The 19,162-nt window shown below is 36.9% G+C and carries 15 protein-coding genes; 8 read left to right on the top strand and 7 right to left on the bottom strand.

The features are described from left to right. Window positions 1-23: 23 nt before the first annotated feature. Both ACOI1D_RS10155 and ACOI1D_RS10150 read right to left on the bottom strand, forming a co-directional pair. Window positions 24-1,382, bottom strand: coding sequence for a cytochrome ubiquinol oxidase subunit I (locus ACOI1D_RS10155; protein ID WP_422501169.1), 1,359 nt, complete (start codon window positions 1,380-1,382; stop codon window positions 24-26). 415 nt (window positions 1,383-1,797) lie between these two features. Continuing rightward, complete coding sequence (locus tag ACOI1D_RS10150) at window positions 1,798-2,196, bottom strand: ester cyclase (RefSeq protein WP_422501168.1); 399 nt, start codon at window positions 2,194-2,196, stop codon at window positions 1,798-1,800. 273 nt (window positions 2,197-2,469) lie between these two features. Here ACOI1D_RS10150 and ACOI1D_RS10145 point away from each other — a divergent pair, with 273 nt between their 5' ends. The 4 genes from ACOI1D_RS10145 to copZ all read left to right on the top strand — a co-directional run bounded on the left by ACOI1D_RS10145 (window position 2,470) and on the right by copZ (window position 7,775). Continuing rightward, the gene (locus ACOI1D_RS10145) at window positions 2,470-4,638 is read left to right on the top strand and encodes a heavy metal translocating P-type ATPase (protein WP_422501167.1); all 2,169 of its coding nucleotides are present in this window, start codon (window positions 2,470-2,472) and stop codon (window positions 4,636-4,638) included. Between the two features lie 199 nt (window positions 4,639-4,837). Further along, complete coding sequence (locus ACOI1D_RS10140; protein ID WP_422501166.1) at window positions 4,838-5,140, top strand: metal-sensing transcriptional repressor; 303 nt, start codon at window positions 4,838-4,840, stop codon at window positions 5,138-5,140. Between the two features lie 13 nt (window positions 5,141-5,153). After that, the gene (locus ACOI1D_RS10135; RefSeq protein WP_422501165.1) at window positions 5,154-7,538 is read left to right on the top strand and encodes a heavy metal translocating P-type ATPase; all 2,385 of its coding nucleotides are present in this window, start codon (window positions 5,154-5,156) and stop codon (window positions 7,536-7,538) included. A 30-nt stretch (window positions 7,539-7,568) separates the two neighbouring features. Continuing rightward, complete coding sequence (gene copZ, locus ACOI1D_RS10130; RefSeq protein ID WP_422501164.1) at window positions 7,569-7,775, top strand: copper chaperone CopZ; 207 nt, start codon at window positions 7,569-7,571, stop codon at window positions 7,773-7,775. 62 nt (window positions 7,776-7,837) lie between these two features. Here copZ and ACOI1D_RS10125 read toward each other — a convergent pair whose 3' ends face one another. After that, window positions 7,838-8,599, bottom strand: a complete 762-nt coding sequence (locus tag ACOI1D_RS10125; RefSeq protein ID WP_422501163.1) for an MBL fold metallo-hydrolase — start codon at window positions 8,597-8,599, stop codon at window positions 7,838-7,840. A 129-nt stretch (window positions 8,600-8,728) separates the two neighbouring features. On the opposite strand from ACOI1D_RS10125, the gene ACOI1D_RS10120 reads away from it, so the two are divergent. Then, the gene (locus ACOI1D_RS10120) at window positions 8,729-9,142 is read left to right on the top strand and encodes an Lrp/AsnC family transcriptional regulator (RefSeq protein ID WP_422501162.1); all 414 of its coding nucleotides are present in this window, start codon (window positions 8,729-8,731) and stop codon (window positions 9,140-9,142) included. Between the two features lie 524 nt (window positions 9,143-9,666). Here the strand turns inward: ACOI1D_RS10120 and ACOI1D_RS10115 are convergent. The 3 genes from ACOI1D_RS10115 to ACOI1D_RS10105 all read right to left on the bottom strand — a co-directional run bounded on the left by ACOI1D_RS10115 (window position 9,667) and on the right by ACOI1D_RS10105 (window position 11,451). Next, entirely contained in the window at window positions 9,667-10,017 is a 351-nt protein-coding gene (locus tag ACOI1D_RS10115) for a DMT family transporter (RefSeq protein ID WP_422501161.1), read from the bottom strand. A gap of 559 nt (window positions 10,018-10,576) precedes the next feature. Then, entirely contained in the window at window positions 10,577-10,900 is a 324-nt protein-coding gene (locus ACOI1D_RS10110; protein ID WP_422501160.1) for a DMT family transporter, read from the bottom strand. Window positions 10,901-10,902: 2 nt separating this feature from the next. Then, entirely contained in the window at window positions 10,903-11,451 is a 549-nt protein-coding gene (locus tag ACOI1D_RS10105; RefSeq protein WP_422501159.1) for a TetR/AcrR family transcriptional regulator, read from the bottom strand. Window positions 11,452-11,846: 395 nt separating this feature from the next. On the opposite strand from ACOI1D_RS10105, the gene ACOI1D_RS10100 reads away from it, so the two are divergent. Beyond that, window positions 11,847-14,306, top strand: coding sequence for a S8 family serine peptidase (locus ACOI1D_RS10100; protein WP_422501158.1), 2,460 nt, complete (start codon window positions 11,847-11,849; stop codon window positions 14,304-14,306). Window positions 14,307-14,509: 203 nt separating this feature from the next. Here ACOI1D_RS10100 and ACOI1D_RS10095 read toward each other — a convergent pair whose 3' ends face one another. Further along, complete coding sequence (locus ACOI1D_RS10095; protein WP_422501157.1) at window positions 14,510-15,682, bottom strand: DUF4317 domain-containing protein; 1,173 nt, start codon at window positions 15,680-15,682, stop codon at window positions 14,510-14,512. Between the two features lie 562 nt (window positions 15,683-16,244). On the opposite strand from ACOI1D_RS10095, the gene ACOI1D_RS10090 reads away from it, so the two are divergent. Both ACOI1D_RS10090 and ACOI1D_RS10085 read left to right on the top strand, forming a co-directional pair. Beyond that, entirely contained in the window at window positions 16,245-17,246 is a 1,002-nt protein-coding gene (locus ACOI1D_RS10090; protein ID WP_422501156.1) for a DoxX family membrane protein, read from the top strand. 134 nt (window positions 17,247-17,380) lie between these two features. Beyond that, window positions 17,381-18,391: a hypothetical protein gene (locus ACOI1D_RS10085; RefSeq protein WP_422501155.1), complete on the top strand. Its 1,011-nt coding sequence runs from the start codon at window positions 17,381-17,383 to the stop codon at window positions 18,389-18,391. Window positions 18,392-19,162: the final 771 nt, after the last annotated feature.

The raw sequence follows: 19,162 nt of genomic DNA, 5'->3' as shown, positions 1-19,162 counted from the left end.
TAGTAATCACAAAAGAGTTATATTTATTCATCAACCTTTTCAATGGTTGGGTAATGTTTTTCTAATTCTTCCTCAGCTGGATTGTCACGGAACATCTTGCGTAAGGTTATAACACATAATGTACCTAATACGATATACAACCCTAAAAATAAGAAGAACATTAAACCGATGTAGGGGGAAGATGTTGCTGCTTCTTCTACTGTCATATAACCCCGGATGATCCACGGCTGTCGTCCTTCTTCAGCATAAATCCAACCAAACTCAATCGCAAGAAATGCTAAGGGTCCACTTATAGCAATCAGCGATAACATCCATTTGTTATGCGTATTCCATTTTTTAATTTTACTAACGATAAAGTAAAGTAAGGGAACTGCTATTAGAAGCATGCCTATTACTACCATTAAATCAAACATGTAATGGATCCAAAGTGGTGGTCGCTCGTCTTTCGGGGTCTCTTCTAACCCCGTTACCATACTATTAAAATCCCCATGTGCCAAAAAGCTCAGTGCTCCAGGTATGCGAATCTCACCAACTGGCTCATTATTTTCATTTAACCATCCAAATAAAATTAGGTCTGCACTTTTTTCTGTTTCAAAATGCCATTCAGCAGCAGCTAACTTTTCTGGTTGGTGCTCAGCAAGAAATTTGGCAGAAGTATCACCCGCCACCAAATTTATGGCTGCAAATATAAATGTTACAGTCAACGTAAGTTTTAATGCTTTTTTATGATAGGCACTCCCAAGAGGAGATACCTTTCTTTTTAGAATCATAAAAGCAGCTACAGCAGCGAGAAAGATTGCGCAAGTCAGGTATGCCGAACTTAGAACATGAAACACCTTCGATGGCGTAGCTGGGTTTAACATAGCTGCAATAGGGTTAACGGCTGAGAAAGTGCCGTTTTTCATTGTAAATCCATCTGGAGTATTCATAAATGCGTTGACGGTTGTAATAAATACGGCTGAGAACCCACCTCCAATTACAATCGGTATGGATAAGAACCAATGCACGAATGGTTTTTTAAAACGATCCCATGTATATAAATAAATCCCTAAGAAGATAGCTTCAAAGAAAAATGCAAAAACTTCCATAAATAATGGTAAACTGATGACATTTCCGGCAACCTGCATAAAGTTAGGCCACACTAAAGATAATTGCAATCCAATAGCAGTTCCAGTTACAACACCTACTGCAACGGTAATAACAAATCCACGTGCCCAGCGCCTGGCTAACAGTAGATAATGTGAATCATTTTTTTTAACTCCAATAAACTCTGCTATTGAAATCATCAAAGGAACTCCAACGCCAATAGTAGCAAATATAATATGAAATCCGAGTGTCATTGCGGTAATCAGTCTACTAATTAAGACCGTATCCATCTCCATAGTGTAAAACCTCCCTAGAAGTTAAGTTAATGTTCATTACTGAGCAAGTGGTGTTTCTTGGCAGATAAGAAAGTATAAATCCTTTCTTACTGCATAAGTGCAACTAAGGCTTTCGCCATTAAGGCTTGGCGATAATCCAAGTTTTCTAATATATGTTTAGTTGATTCCACTACTCCAATAGTATAAATCATTTTGACATAAAAAACATACGAGACCATGACATTTAAATGACATTTAATATAGAAACAAGAGGATTGAATTTAAATTTTTAAAGGGCTTATAAATATATTGAGGGAAGTATGGCTATCACCATTTTAAGAGTATAGTGCTGTCACCAAAACCTACTGAATAGTTTTGGGTGACAGGTACTTGTTTATAAAGTGTGCTTTTTTTCGCGGAAGTTACTTTAGCAACGTTAAAACATCCCTTTCTCATTAGGGGAATCCTTTGGTATTGGTTGTCCTACATCCCACAATTCAACGATTTTATTATCTTGGAAACGAAAGATATGTACAACAGCGCCTCCAAGGTCATCGGGATTCTGCTTCACAAGGGAGTGAACCATAACACTGTCATTCTCTTGAATCGCAAGCTTTACCTCAAATACCTTTTCGGGGGTTTCAGCTGCATTCTCCTCCATCCCGACCATGAGCGATTCGGCATCGCTACTGAAATAGGGGTTGTGGTGACAAAAATCAGGACTTATGTAACGCTGGTATGCTTCGCGAACTTTTCCGGAAGCTACAAGCTGTAGAAAAGTCACTGCTATCTCTTTGAGGGACATGTCCGTTGTAAACTGTTGTTCCGTACCCATCTTAATAATCCTTTCATATCATGAGTTATCTTTTTTGGATTAATAAAAGTATAAGGTATACATAATTCTATGACAATGTTTGAGGCATATAGAAGGCAATGTTTAACCATTCTTAATCCAGAAGTAAACTAACTACTTCTCGTTCTCACAAATAATAAATCATTAAGTTTATTTATACCAAAGGGGGGTATATTAATTATATAATTAATATAAGGAGATAGTATAAGGTACATAAAATCTTCAGAAACTAGGATGATTTAAGGAGTGAAAACAATGGAAAAGCCAGGTAATGGAAAGAATAAAAACCTTCATGAGCAGAAGAGTCATGACGAGCAAAGTCATTTCCAACACCATGATAGTGGGCATGAAAGCCATGAGATACATAATCATAACCAACATGAACATGCCCATCACGACGAACACAGTTCTCATGAAGAACATGGGGACCACAACGAACATGATCACCAGGATCACGGGGGACATGGAGGTGGTCATGCAGGCCACCATGAACATATGATTAAAGACTTTAAAAAGCGATTTTGGGTATCCTTAGTCTTATCTATTCCCATTTCTTATTTGTCGGAAATGATACAAATGCTTTTTGGGTATGAAGTTAACTTTACAGGTGACACTTTACTATTATTTTCACTTTCAACGATTGTCTTTTTTTATGGTGGTAAACCTTTCTTACTAGGTGCATGGGATGAAGTAAAAGCAAAAACACCTGGAATGATGCTGCTAATTTCTTTAGCTATTGTAACAGCTTATGTTTATAGTACGTTGACAGCCTTCTTTATTGAAGGGAGTGACTTCTTCTTTGAATTGGCAACGTTAATAGTCATTATGCTGGTAGGGCATTGGATTGAAATGAGATCCATCATGGGTGCTTCGAAAGCTTTGGAAGAGTTAATAAAACTCATGCCAAAGGAAGCACACAAGATTAATGCGTCTGGAAACATTGAAGAAGTTTCTGTTGAAGAATTGTTACCAGGTGACCAAATTTTAGTTAAATCTGGAGAAAAGATCCCACTAGATGGCGAAATTTTTGAAGGGGAATCAACTGTTGATGAATCCATGCTTACTGGAGAATCTGTTCCTGTCGAAAAAGGACCTGGCATGGGAGCAATTGGTGGTGCGGTGAACGGTGAAGGTGTTCTAAAGATGAATGTTAAAAAAACAGGTAATGACACCTATCTGTCTCAAGTCATTAAATTAGTTGGTGACGCTGAAAAAACGAAATCGAAAGCACAGGGATTTGCGGATATTGCTGCTAAATGGCTATTTTATGTTGCAGTAGTAGCAGGAGTCATTACGTTAGCTTATTGGATGACTACAGGTGATTTTGAATTTGCCTTAGAAAGAATGGTTACGGTTCTGATTATTGCTTGTCCACACGCACTGGGTCTAGCAGGTCCATTGGTTACTTCAAGATCTACATCGCTTGCTGCAAAAAATGGATTATTAATTCGCAATCGTACTCCATTTGAAAGTGCCTGGAAAGTGGATCGTGTCGTATTTGATAAGACTGGTACGTTGACTGAAGGGAATTTCGGTGTTACGGAGGTACATCCAAATAACGGAATAAGCGAGGATGAATTATTAAAATTTGCTTACTCTGTTGAAATGCAATCGAGTCATCCAATTGCAAAAGGTATCGTCAAAGAAGGAAAAGAACGTAACTTAGAATCCTATGATGTAACTGATTATAGAAACTTAACTGGTAAAGGATTAACTGCTAACGTAAATGGCTCTGAAGTCGCAGTAATTAGTCCTGGAGCTATGAGGTCGAACAAGATTTCTTTTGATGAAGAAATCTATGAGAAATTAGCACAACAAGGGAAAACAGTTGTTTTTGTAATCAAGGATAATGTATTGCAGGGAATGATAGCCTTAGCAGATATTATCAGGGAATCGTCTTACACAGTAATTAAAGAGTTGAATGATCAAGGTATAGAAACAGTTATGATGACCGGTGACAATAGCCGGGTAGCAAACTATGTAGGTGAAAAACTTGGACTTACAAAAGTTATTGCAGAAGTTTTACCACATGAAAAGTCGAATAATGTGAAGGATTTAAAACAAGGTGGCAAAAAGGTTGCCATGATTGGTGATGGAATTAATGATGCGCCTGCCTTAGCTGAGGCGGATTTAGGTATTGCAATAGGTGCAGGCACGGATGTGGCAATTGAAACAGCTGATGTCGTACTAGTAAATAGTAATCCGGTAGATATCCTAAACATTGTTAAGCTTTCCAAAGCAAGTCGTAGAAAAATGGTTCAGAATTTAGGATGGGCTGCTGGATATAATATTGTTGCTATACCTCTAGCTGCTGGTGTTTTGTATACTATAGGAATTGTGATAACTCCAGCAATAGGTGCAGTAGTGATGTCTCTAAGTACCATTATTTGCGCAATTAATGCTCAATTGCTGAAGATTGATTAAGAAATGAAAGTAAAATAAAGTCGTACCGTTTTACCCCTATGATCTAATTAAGGCATTCGCTTATAGTTGAGCGGATGCCTTAATTGCATCTGGACAGGAAATGTTTTAGACTTTCCCTGTCCAAAATTGATGTTTTTCACTTGATAAATATACCATATGGGGGTATAGTATAAATATAAAATAAAGGGAAGTGATTTAGTTGGATAAATTCTTACAGGATCACCCAAGTAAACCTAGAACACAAGATGAACAGCAAAAAGTCGTTAACCGTTTAAAACGTATAGAAGGGCAAGTTCGCGGTATACAGAAAATGGTGGAAGATGAACGCTATTGTATGGATATTTTAGTGCAAATTAGCGCGATACAATCCGCGTTAAAGAATGTAGGTTTCTCTGTCACTGAAAGACATCTCAACCATTGTGTCAGTGACGCTATCAAGCAAGGTAATGGTCAGGAAACCATTGAGGAATTAATGAATGTCATGAAGCAGTTTTCCAAATAAGGGGGGGACTATTATGAGCGAAACTAATCATGCAACACTTGGAATAACAGGAATGACCTGTGCTGCTTGTTCCACTCGTGTTGAAAAAGTATTGAATAAAATGGATGGTGTCGAAGCCCAAGTCAATTTAACAACGGAAAAGGCAACCGTGGATTATGATTCAGAGAAAACAACGATTGAAGATATTACGAAAAAAATTGAAAATGTTGGCTACGGAGTTTTAATGGAAAAGACGGAGTTAGATCTTTTTGGAATGACTTGTGCTGCCTGTTCAACCCGGATTGAAAAAGTATTGAATAAGCAAGAAGGAGTTAAGTTTGCGTCTGTAAATTTAACAACAGAATCCGCATCGATAGAATATAACCCTGGTTTAGTAAACACTAAAGCAATAATTGATAAAATTAAAAATCTCGGTTATGATGCGAAACCTAAAGCTGAAGCAGAAGAAAAGCAAACACATAAAGAAAAACAAATTAAACATATGAAAACAAAGCTAATTATTTCGGCCGTGTTATCTGCACCTTTGTTAGTAGCCATGTTGGTTCACTTATTTAATATGACGACACCGGATATTTTCATGAATCCGTGGTTCCAATTTGCTTTAGCAACACCCGTTCAATTTATCATCGGTTGGCAATTTTATGTTGGTGCATATAAGAACCTTAAAAGTGGTGGAGCGAACATGGATGTGCTTGTTGCATTAGGCACAAGTGCGGCCTATTTCTATAGTTTGTACGAAGCAGTTAAAACCATTGGCAATCCAGAATATATGCCACATTTATACTTTGAAACAAGTGCTATATTAATCACGTTGATTTTATTTGGTAAGTACTTGGAAGCAAGAGCAAAAAACCAAACAACGAATGCACTATCATCCTTGCTTAATTTACAGGCAAAAGAAGCTCGCGTTATAAAAAATGGTGAGGAAATCATGATTTCAGTTGAGGAAGTTGTTGTTGGTGATAGGTTAGTCGTTAAACCAGGGGAGAAAATACCTGTAGACGGTATGGTTGTAAAGGGAAGAACATCTGTAGACGAATCGATGATTACAGGGGAATCCATTCCAATTGAAAAGGGTGTAGACGCAGCTATCATTGGGTCGACGATAAACAAAAATGGATCGATTGAAATGAGAGCGACAAAGGTTGGTAAAGATACTGCACTTGCATCGATTGTGAAAGTAGTCGAGGATGCACAAGGATCGAAAGCACCAATCCAACGATTAGCTGATGTCATTTCTGGCTATTTCGTACCGATTGTTGTAGTGATTGCCATTCTAACATTTACCGTATGGATCATGTTTGTCCAGCCTGGTCAATTTGAACCTGCTTTAATCGCATCAATAGCTGTTCTTGTTATTGCATGTCCTTGTGCTTTAGGTCTTGCAACGCCAACATCCATTATGGTTGGTACAGGAAAGGCTGCAGAAAACGGAATTCTTTTTAAAGGTGGAGAACATCTTGAGCGTACGCATGCATTAAATGCAATTGTGTTAGATAAAACGGGTACCATCACAAAAGGCAAACCTGAAGTCACAAACTTTACCGGTGATGAGGAAACATTACAGTTACTCGCGAGTGCGGAAAAAGGTTCAGAGCACCCACTAGCAGAAGCCATTGTTGCCTATGCAACAGAACAAGATATTGATTTAGTTGAAGTAGATGATTTCAATGCTATACCTGGACACGGTATCGAAGTTGCGATTTCTAACAAGCGCATTCTAGTTGGAAATCGAAAACTAATGCAAGATCATCAAATCGATGTTGGTGGTGCAGAACAAGAATTGATTGATTATGAAGTTGATGGAAAAACAGCGATGTTAATTGCGATTGATGAAAAGTATCGTGGAATTATTGCTGTTGCAGATACGATTAAAGAAACAGCACCACAAGCAATTAGAGAGTTAAAAGAATTAGGTCTTGAAGTTATCATGTTAACAGGGGATAACGAGCGAACTGCACAGGCGATTGCGAAACAGGTTGGCATCGACCGAGTAATAGCCCAAGTTTTACCTGAAGAAAAAGCGGATAATGTCAAAGAAATTCAGTTGCAGGGTAAAAAGGTAGCAATGGTTGGCGATGGTGTGAATGATGCTCCTGCTTTAGCAACCGCCGATATTGGAATTGCTATTGGCACAGGAACGGAAGTGGCAATTGAAGCAGCTGACGTCACGATTCTTGGTGGTGAGTTATTACTTATACCAAAAGCGATCAAAATAAGCCAAGCAACGATTAAAAATATCCGTCAAAACCTCTTTTGGGCCTTCGGTTACAATACAGCCGGGATCCCAATTGCAGCACTCGGATTACTTGCTCCATGGGTTGCTGGTGCAGCTATGGCATTAAGTTCGGTTAGTGTTGTCTCTAACTCATTACGCTTAAAACGCGTTAAACTATAATAAGACCAATTTTAAGGAGGTGAAAAAGTCATGGAGAAAACGTTAAATGTGCAAGGCATGACATGTGGGCACTGCAAGATGTCAGTTGAAGGTGCATTAAAAAAAATAGATGGCGTAACAGCAGCTGAAGTTAATTTAGAAGCGAACAGTGTGGATGTTACTTTTGATGAATCCAAAGTAAATGTTGACGCTATGAAAGAAGCTATTGAAGATCAAGGCTATGATGTTAATGCCTAACTATAAAGAGAAGCTGGTTTTCCTTTTGGAAAGCCAGCTTTTGTATAAGTTACTAAAATTGTCTAAAGTGTGTAAGATTCACCGTCATCTGGTACTAGCACATTGGAGGTGATTCCTTTTTCAATAATAAAGTTTTTTAATTCTTCTCTTGATAATGTCCAATGATTTACAGCTTCCATGTGGACAGAAATAATTTTTGCGTTAGGAGCAGCTTTATACACTTCATAGACATCATCTTTCCCCATTACGAGAGAACCGCCTTCATTGAATTGATTATCTCCAGCATTAACGACAATTACTTCTGGTTTATGTGTGTCGATTACTTCTTGAACTTCATCATACCAAACCGTATCGCCGGCAACATATAATGTTTTCTCATTCTTGTGTTTGAAGACAACACCGCAAACTAAACCAGCAAGCTTTAATATTTCTCCTCTTCCATGCTCGCCTTTAGTTTTAATTAATTGGATATCCTTAAAAACTGTATCTTCTTGTAAGACCTCTACATTTTGGAATCCAGCATTTCTAATTTCTGTCGCATCTTCTTCATTTTGTGAAAATAACTTTATTTCTTTTGGCAATGCTTCTTTAGCAGCATCATCCCAGTGGTCAGAATGCAAATGAGTGACAATGACTGCATCAATATCCTGAATAATATTTTCAACGGATGTTGGTAAGCTTACCAAAGGATTGTTCTGATCTTGTCTTATTGAATTTGGAATTGGAGGGTAAGCCCCTTTTTTCCCTAAAAATGGATCGATTAAGAACTTTTTCTCTGCGTATTCTACTAAAATTGTTGCATTTCCAATTTGATGTATCTTCATATTAAAAAACTCCTTTTCTTTGAAAAAACCTTCGTACAATGTATATTCTAAACTAGACCTATAAAACGTTACATAGAGTAAATAAAGTCTTTTATCCTTTTGACTTTATTTATGAAAGGAGTTAGAGAAATGTTAGATAGAACAGATACTCTTATCTTAGACTTACTATCCAAGAATAGTCGGATTACAATGAAGGAACTAGGAGAGAAAGTCCACTTGACTGGACCAGCAACATCAGCAAGAGTGGCAAAACTAGAGGATAGTGGAGTGATTGAGGGTTATACAATTAAAATTAACCAAGTGAAAATGGGGTATTCTGTTCATGCAATTATACACATCTATACGAAAAGCACAAATCATCAATCCTACTTGTCTTTCATAAATAAACAAAGTCAATATGTCATAAATAACTACAAAGTCAGTGGAGAAAGTTGTTATCTTCTCGAATGCAAATTTCCATCCAATGAAATATTAGATAAATTTTTGACAAACATGAGTAATTATGTGAGCTACAAATTATCGATTGTTATAAATAATAAATAATGGTTCAATACATGAAGCGTTCATAATATTTTCATTTAGAATAAAAAAGTGCCATATCTGTCGTAAACAATCCACATAAGGTATGGCGTTTTATTAATTGTGAGACGATGAATTTGCCTCTCTGTTCCTCTTATTCTTCCTGATCCTTCCGCTGATCAATTGGAATAAAATTCAGAATTTCTTTTGTTTCAAAACTGTCGATGAGTTTGTTGATCCAGTCGTAACAATTAAGCCAATTTTGAAGCACATCCTATATAATGTGCTCTTGCTAAATATACTTCAGAGTACATGTTCGATAAAGAAATGTAAAGTTACCGTCTTGATGTAAAATGTCTTATAATAGAGTATTTTTGCGGTAACTTAATATTTATTACGTTTAATACTATTAAACGGATAATATGGATGATATTCACTGGAATCTTCGGTCGGTCCTATATATTTTTAAGTTGGGATGGTGGCAACCTTTATTGGGCTAAAAAAGGGCTTGAAATAGTGAAATGAAAAGAAGCAGGTGAAAAAGAACCTTAGCGTGAAGATTCTTTTACCGCTTCTGTATTATTTTCAGGGGTCTTCAACAGTAAAATACCACCAATAATCATGATAATTCCTAATATCTTGAAGGTACTCAAAACCTCATCCCATAAAACGACACCTATAAAAGCAATTAACGCTGTTGATGCCCCTGCCCAAATGCCATAAGCTAAACTTAAGGAGATGGATTTTACACTTAATGATAAGAAATAAAATGAAAGGCCATAACCGATAATTACTCCTATTGAAGGTAATAGTATGGTGAATCCTGCTGACATTTTGAGCAATGTAGAAGCAAAAATATCTGCAGTAATCGAAATTGCTAATGCATGATAATCTTTCATCATAATTCCTTCTTTCTATAGGCTCATTTCGTAAGTTTTATTGCTTTTTAATCGTCGCAGTTGATGGAAATTGCGACGTAACTGCTGCACTGATTCCCGCGGGTGTCTCCTCGAATAGAATCAACTGTTATGCAAGAAAATCGACCGTCGTGGCCCAGGAATCACCCGTTACGCGAAAATATCGACCTTCGCTTCGCTTCGTAAAAATCACTACGCTTTCCGCGGGCTTGCGCTGAGCCTCCTCGATCGCAAAAACCGCTCACTGCGGGGTCTCAACACTTCACTTTCCCGCAGGAGTCTTCGTGTTTTTCCTTCGCTAGCGTGATGTTTCATCAGTGCTGTACGCCTTACTTACTATTCGATAGTTGATTGGAGTGGAGGACCGTTGACTCCTGCGGGAACAGCACGAGTCTGAAGACCCCGCAGAGTGGTTTTCTCGAGGAGGCTGAGGCCGTGCCCGCGGAAAGCAACGGCCGTAACGCAAAACAACTTAGCGCTTACGTCGCAGTTTATCGAATTTGTGTCAAAAATCTTTTAGAAAAACAGTCTTTCTATAAATTTAGTGAACGCCACCAATATTCAACAATACAACGCCGACTATAATCAGCATTAAACCAAAGATTATTTTTCCATTAATTTTCTCTTTATATATGATGATTCCAACTAATGATGTAAGTGCTGTTCCTAATCCCGCCCAAATGGCAAAAGCTGTCCCCAGCGATAAAGTCTTTAATGTTAAAGATAAACCATAAAAAGCGATTCCATATCCAACGATTACCCCAATAGTAGGCAAGAGATTTTTAAATCCGTTTGTAGCTTTAAGCATGGAACTGCCGAACACTTCACTTATAATAGATAGTCCCAGTAGCATATAGGCATTCATATCTATCCCTCTTTTCTTGTCATTTCCAATAATTGTTGCATGACATGATCTATCTTTTCTTGTTTGGGAGAAGCCACATTAAACAATTTTGAGTAGTAAATACCATCTAACGCAAATCGTATAATATCTGCAGTTAATGGATCTATTTTGTCATCTTCTAATTTTTTCAAAAGATCTATATAACTTTCAGATATTTTTTCATTTATTTCTGGTTCTAAAAAAGAGGCCGCGAGAATCCCCACATTTAACTCCGCATTTTGTTCTAAGTCTTTTTTTGTAGCTTCAATTAATGCACGAGACCATTTCCCTGTCTCGTTCGTGTCCTGTTCAGCAGAATCATAAAAATGAAAGGCGTAGTCATTGAAAATGTGTAGTGCTAATCCTTTTATTAAAGACTCTTTATTTGGAAAGTGATATAGCAATCCGCCTTTGCTAATACTAGCTTTTTTAGCAATAGCATCCAAAGTCAGGGACCCTAAACCATTATCAAGTATAATTTGTTTTGCTGTATCTAAAATAAGCTGACGCTTTATATCTGCTTTTGATTTCATTTAGAAATCTCTCCTTATTTAATACTAACTTCTATTATATTTATTGTACCGTCTGGACGGTTTTTTGTCAAAATGATGATTTATACGGTGAACTTCAACTAATGAGAGCTTTCTGTAAAGTCAAGAACGCTCTTGTAATATTTAGGAACTGCAATATAGACCGTAGTTCATTATGGAATTTAGATATTTTCATAACGTAAATCCCCCAAATTCTATTTGCGCCTAAATCTGAAAATAAGCTGTAAGTGATACTGAATGACTCGGTATACTACTTTAGTTATATATAAAAATAGAACTTCTGCTGTTTAGTTTAATTCTTCTGGTGAATAGATTATTTTTATTTAAATTGTAATAATAGGGATAATATTAAAAAAATAATATCGGAGGGTAACAATATGAAAAATTCGCTAAAAATAGCACTTGTACTTTTATTAGCTTTTTCGGTATTGACGTCAATAGGAATGGTTTCAAAAGCAAATGCAGAAACAGGTTTAAATGAAGTCATCGATGAAAATTTAAAAGAGAAGCTTACTACTTCAATCGGCCCTTTAGAAGTTATCGTAACATTCCAAGGTGAAGGAGCTCCTTCAAAAGAGAATGTAAATTTATTGGAAAATCTAGGTATTGATACGGGAATTACAATGAAAAATCTTCCCATTGCAGGGGTATTAGCAACGAAAAGTCAGATTCTGTCCTTGGAAGATTCTGATCAAATTCGCTCATTATTCCTGAATGAAAAGCTTGAATATGAAAACGCTACATCTACATCGCTTACAGGAGTAGATAAAGTTCGAACTGATGACCAGTTTAGAAAAGCTAATGGTGGATTTCCAGTATCGGGAGAAGGTGTAGGTGTAGTAATTAACGATAGTGGTGTTGATGGGACACATAATGACCTTAAATTTGGTGAAAATCTTATCCAAAATGTTTTGGGTGCAACAAACTTAAATGCTATTAGTACACTTATGCCTATTACTTATACGGAGGATGTTCCGAACACTGATTCGAATTCAGGGCATGGTACCCATGTTTCAGGCATAGTTGGGGGAACTGGTGTACAATCAGCAGGAAAATATGAAGGAGTGGCTCCCGGATCAAGTCTTGTAGGTTATGGATCTGGAGCAGGGGTCGCAATTTTAGATACAATTGGAGGGTTCGATTACGCGTTAACGCATCAGCAAAATTATGATATACGTGTAATAACAAACTCGTGGGGAGCAACTTCAGATGCAGGAACGGATTTTAATCCTGATGACCCGATTAACGTTGCAACAAAGAGGTTGTATGACAGAGGAATAGTAACCGTCTTTTCTGCTGGTAACTCAGGTCCTGGTGAATCCACTATCTCGGGAAATTATAAAAAAGCCCCGTGGGTTATTACAATTGCTGCAGGTTCAAAAGATGGTAAGCTGGCTGATTTTTCATCAAGAGGTGTGCAAGGTAAGTCAGGAACTGTAGTCGTTGACGGAGAAGAGTGGACATGGGAAGACCGTCCAACAGTTACTGCCCCGGGTGTAGATATTATTTCTACTCGTGTACCAGCACCTATTTCTTCATTGGCATTAGAAAAGGATGTTGAAATGATTGAAACAGCATATCTGCCATACTATACAACTATGAGCGGAACTTCTATGGCTGCACCTCATATTGCTGGTATTGTTGCATTAATGCTAGAAGCAGATCCTACCCTTTCACCGTTGGAAGTAAAAGAAATTATTCAAATGACTGCTACCAATATGCCAGGCTATGATGCATGGGAAGTTGGTGCTGGTTACGTGAATGCTTACGCTGCTATAGATCACATTTTAAATGGTACCCAATACGGTGACACGTTGAAAATGAACTATGATTTTAATGCAAGTACAGAAATGGAAGTTCAAAGAGATGATGTTACGATTGACTACGACCCTCTTTCTTTGAGCAGTAACAGTATCAAATTTGAAGTAGGTGAAGGTTTCACGGAATTACTTGCAAGGGTAAATGCAAAAGGCTTGTTAGGGGAAACGGGTAATCCAGTAAATTTAACCCTCGTAGATCCAGAAGGTACCGAATACCGCTCAGGAATTTCGGCTCTTTTCACTCTTTACACTGACAGAACTGTTCAAGTACTTTCTCCTATACCGGGAACATGGGAAATGAAGGTTGAAGGATTAGAAGGATTAGCACTACCAGAGCAGATTAAAGGAGAACTTACCTTTAAACGCGCAGGGGAAATTTCCGGCCTAGACGATATTGCAGGTCATGAAGCAGAAGATGCAATTAAGAGTGGTGTAAATAATCAATTGTTAGATAGTTATACTGATAGTAAATTCAAACCAGATAACGCGTTAACCCGAAAAGACTTGGCAAAATATTTAGTACTTGGAAACGGTATCCGCCAGTCAGGTGAAAAACCATCAAGTGACGTCAAAGATGAAGATGCAGCTTTTGTCCAGGCAGTGACAGGTAAAGGAGCAGCCTTAAAGGACATTAACCAGGTGTTTAATGGGGTAATGCTTGAAGTAGAGGACAACAAGTTTGTACCTAATCAACACGTTACAAGGGAAGAACTGGCATACAGTCTTGTACAAAGCCTTGGTCTTCAGGAAGAAGCAGAAGGTCATACTGGAGATGTCACTGTTCAATATAAAGATGAAAGAATAACTTTAAACGATTCAGATAGCATTTCTGAACAATATAAAGGTTATGTTCAACTTGCCCTTAATTTAAATATATTGAACGCCAAATTTTCAGTTTCCCAAGGAAGTTATGATTTAACACCATCTGTTGAAGCAGATTTTGAACCTGGAGATACCATGACACGTGCTGATTTTGCGGTAGCTACTACCCGTTATTATGCGACATATTTAAAATGAAACATGGAGGCTTGCACTGACAATAGTGCAGGCCTTTTTATATGTGCTCGGATATCAATTTCAATATAGACTGATAACTGTTATGAATATCTTTTATAGGAAAAGGATATTGTCCTGAAGAGCATAGGAAACAGTAGAAGAATGGGAACGGTAGAATCCAAACTTCTTTAGCAAAGCAATTTTAAGTTTTTCATACTATTTCTCTAGTTTCCACCAAAAGCTTCTGGAATCATCGTAAATCCTTCAATGACAGTATCTTCTTCCACTTCAATCATCAGGTAACGTCTACCGCTATGATGAACTTGTTTGACGAATCTTAAATCTTGTGGACTAATAGAAATGTTAGCTACTTTTGTTTCAATTTTAATCGACTTTGAAGTATATTTCGGAACAATGCTACTTGCTTTTATTTCATAATTGTTATCATCAATTATTTTTTCGAAGGCTGATTCTACCTTTTCTGTGCTTATATCCTCAAGGCCGCTGCTCTTTAACACACGTTCAACGTCTTTGGAGTTTAACTTTGGATGTTCGTCCTCTTCATTTTCTTCGGACATGCGGTTTATTTCTTCGTACACATTATAGAGAGTTGATGTGTTTAATTGGTCTTCTGTTACGTCTTTAATAATTTCTTCAAAAACGGCTTTGTCATCTTTTGCAGTCATCGTTTCTTCGCCATTTAAAACTTCTTCTATGAATTGATGATCAGGCTCATGTACTTTTCCTGCTGCATACAGAATGTGGTTAACATCTGCTGAATTATCGGTGAAGGTAGGAAATAGAAAACCGGCGATTGGTGTATTGAGATTGATAATTGGGTCAACAACAAAATTGTATTTGAACTCTTTTTCAATATAGTCAAAAAGCAGTTCTTTTTTCGGCTCTTGAGTATTGTTTACACTACAAAGAATAAAGGGATGGGAGTAAACGGCATCGCGTCCACTTTCCTCAGCCTCTATATTTCCACGTTTCGTTGGCTTTAAATATTCCCCGCGAATGAATGTAATGACAATATCCTTCTCGTATTGTCGATTTAAGATCATTTTGCCTACCATTTGCAGCATTTTCTCTTTCCAGTCTTCAACATCATTATTGAGCAATCCCTGATGCAAAATTAACTGACTGCTATCTTCAGCTTCCCTCTGAAATTTTAATTCGAAGAGCTTTTCATCTAATTTCCCGGCAAGCAATTTTTTAAAGTTCTTCATAAATAAATCCTGTTGTTCCTGGTCAAGCATTTCAAAAGGTTGACTCTCGTGATGATAAATTTCACTTGATTCCTTCATAATATAGACGTTAAAAATGCTGGAGATCTTGAGTAACTCATTATCTTTTTTAAATTGTTTTCGAATATCTGCTATATCTTTTTTATTCATGATTAAATACGCTCCTAAGTTGCCCCTGATTTGTAAGTTAGAAGGCGGAAAATCCTCTCCACCTTTGAAGTATGAAGCAACATTTATTTTAACATAAATTGTTTCATTGCATGCCTTTTATTTCGGCTGTGCTTGGTGTCGCCACTATCCAATGAATTGGCATTTCATTAATAAATGTCCGGACAGGCACTGTTAACTAAGGTGCTTGTCCTACGTTTACACCCCTCAAGAAATCCTTATTAAAATTGTTAAACAAATTAGGTCCTTATTCCGATATAATATAATAAAAAAGTCACTTTTTGTCACAAATATTCGATTGTGTGGGTGGTCTATACTATTTAAATGGAAGTCAGGCACCTTGACCCATATGAAATGGGATTCAGGTTAAACTCAAAGCGGAGAAGTAAAAGAGTGGAAGTTTAAACCTTAGGGCCAGCACCCACTTTGGAAATAATTAATCAAATAGCCAAGATTAGCTTTAATGGAAAAAACTTTTATATGCCGCATAGAAGATGTTCTTTAGCAAATAATATAATAAGCAAGTATGGACGGAGGGTCATAATTGAATAAAAAGTGGATACCACCAGCCCTACTATTATTACTTTTTTTACTAACTCCATTTATTACCGAGGCTCATGTAAAATGGTTTACTGAAGTTCAGCCTGAGAAAGAATCAATTGAGAATATTCTTTCTCCCTTATTTATGTTATGTGCGTTTCTTGCGGCTATCATATTAGCAGTCTTACCTCAACTACTACCTAATGTAATGGAGATACCGGTAGCTAAGAAAATAGATGGAAAACTAGATCAATACCGAGTTTATTCAAGGTATATATTAAAGTATGGTACGGCATTAACTTTAATTATACAGGTTTTATCACGATCTTTATTTGCACCGGAGTTCGTGCTAGTAGAAACGTGGGAAATTATTTTAGTTTGGATAACGATTATCTTTCTGTTGATTCCAGTCCACTATACAACCAAAGTCGGAGCATTTCTATTGCTGATTCTATTTATAAATGCCCTGTCTGATGTTGGAATCTTCCATATGCTTGACTATGGGTTCTATTTAGCAATTATTTTAGTATTGTTTATAGGTAAAACAAAGTATGAAAATTGGGGTTTTCCATTTCTTTATTTAGGAACAGGGCTTTCTCTCTGTTGGGTTGCTGTAGAAAAATGGGTTTATCCCTCAATGAGCATAGATATCATTCAAAATCATGGAGTTCCGACGTTTGGTTTTGCACCAGAGGTTTTCATTGTTTTAGCAGCATTTATCGAATTTGTAGTCGGATATTTACTAGTCGTGGGTGTTTTAAACAGGATTCTAGCATTTGTTTTGACTCTGATTTTTATTTCAACAACTATGCTATTTGGTTATACTGAAATTATTGGACACTTCATGATTCATATTGTATTAATTATTTTTATAATTGAAGGGGTGTCATTTTACAATCCCCCTATCAGAATACATAAAACAATTATTGACCAGGTTGTCTTTGTATTCTTGAATTTCATTTTTGTTCTTGCAACGATTCTCTTAATTTACTATAGATTTGCATAGGGTTGATTATAATCAATCCGTTTTTTCTTTTCACAATAATAAGTGAAGAAAGATAGGTTGAAGTACCAAACGGTTTCTATTTTGTAATAAAAAAATAGAATTAGTAAAATTAAACTAGTAAGGAGTTTGAGAAAGTGGATTATTTGACTATCATTTGCCTGGGTATTGGGTTTGTGTCGTTGCTAGTATCTTTATTATTGATTTTAATAAAGTCCCCTAAAGGAAACAAAAAAATTGCTCCGGGGATATTACCATTATTATTGGTAGGGCTTATTTCACTCTTAACAGGTGTTGTGTTAATGGTACCTGATTTAAAAGAAAAAATAACAAGTACAGTACCTAATCAAGAAGAAGTACATACTCTTGCAGAAAAATCAAAAGGTGAGGCAACGGTGAGCACTGAAACAGAGCCACTGAAGATTGCGAGGGAATTGGTCGAGAAGGAGATGTCAAAGCAAGTTGGGTTAAAGAGTTGGGAAATCACGAAAAATAATGTAACTTCTGACCAGTATATTAATAACATATCTGACTATGACAAGCCTGTAGGAGACAAAAGAATAGTGTGGATTGAAGGTTATGTAAAAGCTACTGCTGCCGATGATGGCAGCACAGGAAGTGTCGGCTATAATCTGGAACTCTATCAAATGAAGGGTGATAACAAATGGTATATTGGCAAACATTGGGGGGTATTAGACGATATTGAGGTAATAGAAAAACCAGTGGTGAATGAGGCTGGATTAGAACTTAGTGATAGTGAGGAGCTGCCGGGTGGTAAAGGTTCTAGCCTGTCTGCAATCGAATCATCCAGTCCAGAACAGTCTGCACTTACAGAAAATTATTTAAAGGGAGCTTGGCATTGGAATGATTTAGATGACTTCTACATGATACTAAGAGACGATTACACCTATAGCTATATTGAACAAAATGCAGGATTTGTTTCTGAAGGGACCTATGCTGCAGATAAGATTGACGACCGTTTTGAGGTTACTGTGAATTATACTACTGGCGAAAATGACAGTGTAATGACTATTAAACTTATTGACCAGAATCATCTTGAGGGTATTGAAGGTGGAATCAACTGGAAGGCTAAAAGGATGAATCTTGAAGAAGCAGAGGGTATTTTAAATAGTTTAAAGGGAGAGTAAGAGGCAATTCACTTAGTGAGTTTGTATTAAATCTGATACAAAATAGCGATATAGAAGGACTTGCGCCACTATTTTTAATCCGTATCGCCGGGCGATATGGGTCAATACAAATATCGAAAGCCTTCATTTTCAATGCGATATGAAAAACGATACAACTATATGAACGATTTCTTTTCACCAAGGAGAAATGGTAAAGTAGTAGGATTGAAACACTTACTGTTAGAAAGTATGCTAGTATTAGAATGAAATAGATTGAGTTTTTAAAGAGAGCGATATGATCTTTAAACTTTCGAATTGTGTATAGCGGTAAGCGATACGGGAAGAGACAAATTTGCATTTCTTTTTGATTCATATTGCTACGCGATATAACTTGCAAAGTCATCGAAAAACCTTCATATTTAATAGACAAGATACATCGATTTATGTGCTAATATAACTGGGATTGAAATACGCAATGCCTGAACTTTTAGGCTGAATTATAGAACAAAACACGGGACTGGGTATCGTTGTTCAATCTTACACGTATCGCTTAAAGTGGTACGCGATATAGTTATGAAATGGAAATTGAACAGTTGAGAGCCAAAGTTAAAATCAGGCGTAATCACTTATTAATTCCCCATAGATGAGGACGGGTTAAACTTAATGTGTTTCGTATCGTTAGGCGATATAACTTGGCTCTTCGCCATTTAGTGTTGAAAAATGAGTTTACTAGTGTAATTATGAGTCTACTATTCCTTCTTTGCTTTTTGCATGGTCTCAGATGCATGATAG

The sequence above is a fragment of the Virgibacillus sp. DJP39 genome, from assembly GCF_049310925.1.
GTDB lineage: Bacteria > Bacillota > Bacilli > Bacillales > Amphibacillaceae > Virgibacillus_F.
Note: the sequence above shows the minus strand (reverse complement) of the source record. Positions and strands in the feature narration are given on the sequence as shown.

Coding starts and splice junctions, on each gene's coding strand:
- ACOI1D_RS10120 (WP_422501162.1), top strand. CDS start 8,729: ATGTTAGATAGAACAGATACTCTTATCTTAGACTTACTATCCAAGAAT.
- ACOI1D_RS10110 (WP_422501160.1), bottom strand. CDS start 10,900: ATGAATGCCTATATGCTACTGGGACTATCTATTATAAGTGAAGTGTTC.
- ACOI1D_RS10135 (WP_422501165.1), top strand. CDS start 5,154: ATGAGCGAAACTAATCATGCAACACTTGGAATAACAGGAATGACCTGT.
- ACOI1D_RS10150 (WP_422501168.1), bottom strand. CDS start 2,196: ATGGGTACGGAACAACAGTTTACAACGGACATGTCCCTCAAAGAGATA.
- ACOI1D_RS10145 (WP_422501167.1), top strand. CDS start 2,470: ATGGAAAAGCCAGGTAATGGAAAGAATAAAAACCTTCATGAGCAGAAG.
- copZ (WP_422501164.1), top strand. CDS start 7,569: ATGGAGAAAACGTTAAATGTGCAAGGCATGACATGTGGGCACTGCAAG.
- ACOI1D_RS10100 (WP_422501158.1), top strand. CDS start 11,847: ATGAAAAATTCGCTAAAAATAGCACTTGTACTTTTATTAGCTTTTTCG.
- ACOI1D_RS10115 (WP_422501161.1), bottom strand. CDS start 10,017: ATGAAAGATTATCATGCATTAGCAATTTCGATTACTGCAGATATTTTT.
- ACOI1D_RS10095 (WP_422501157.1), bottom strand. CDS start 15,682: ATGAATAAAAAAGATATAGCAGATATTCGAAAACAATTTAAAAAAGAT.
- ACOI1D_RS10125 (WP_422501163.1), bottom strand. CDS start 8,599: ATGAAGATACATCAAATTGGAAATGCAACAATTTTAGTAGAATACGCA.
- ACOI1D_RS10155 (WP_422501169.1), bottom strand. CDS start 1,382: ATGGAGATGGATACGGTCTTAATTAGTAGACTGATTACCGCAATGACA.
- ACOI1D_RS10105 (WP_422501159.1), bottom strand. CDS start 11,451: ATGAAATCAAAAGCAGATATAAAGCGTCAGCTTATTTTAGATACAGCA.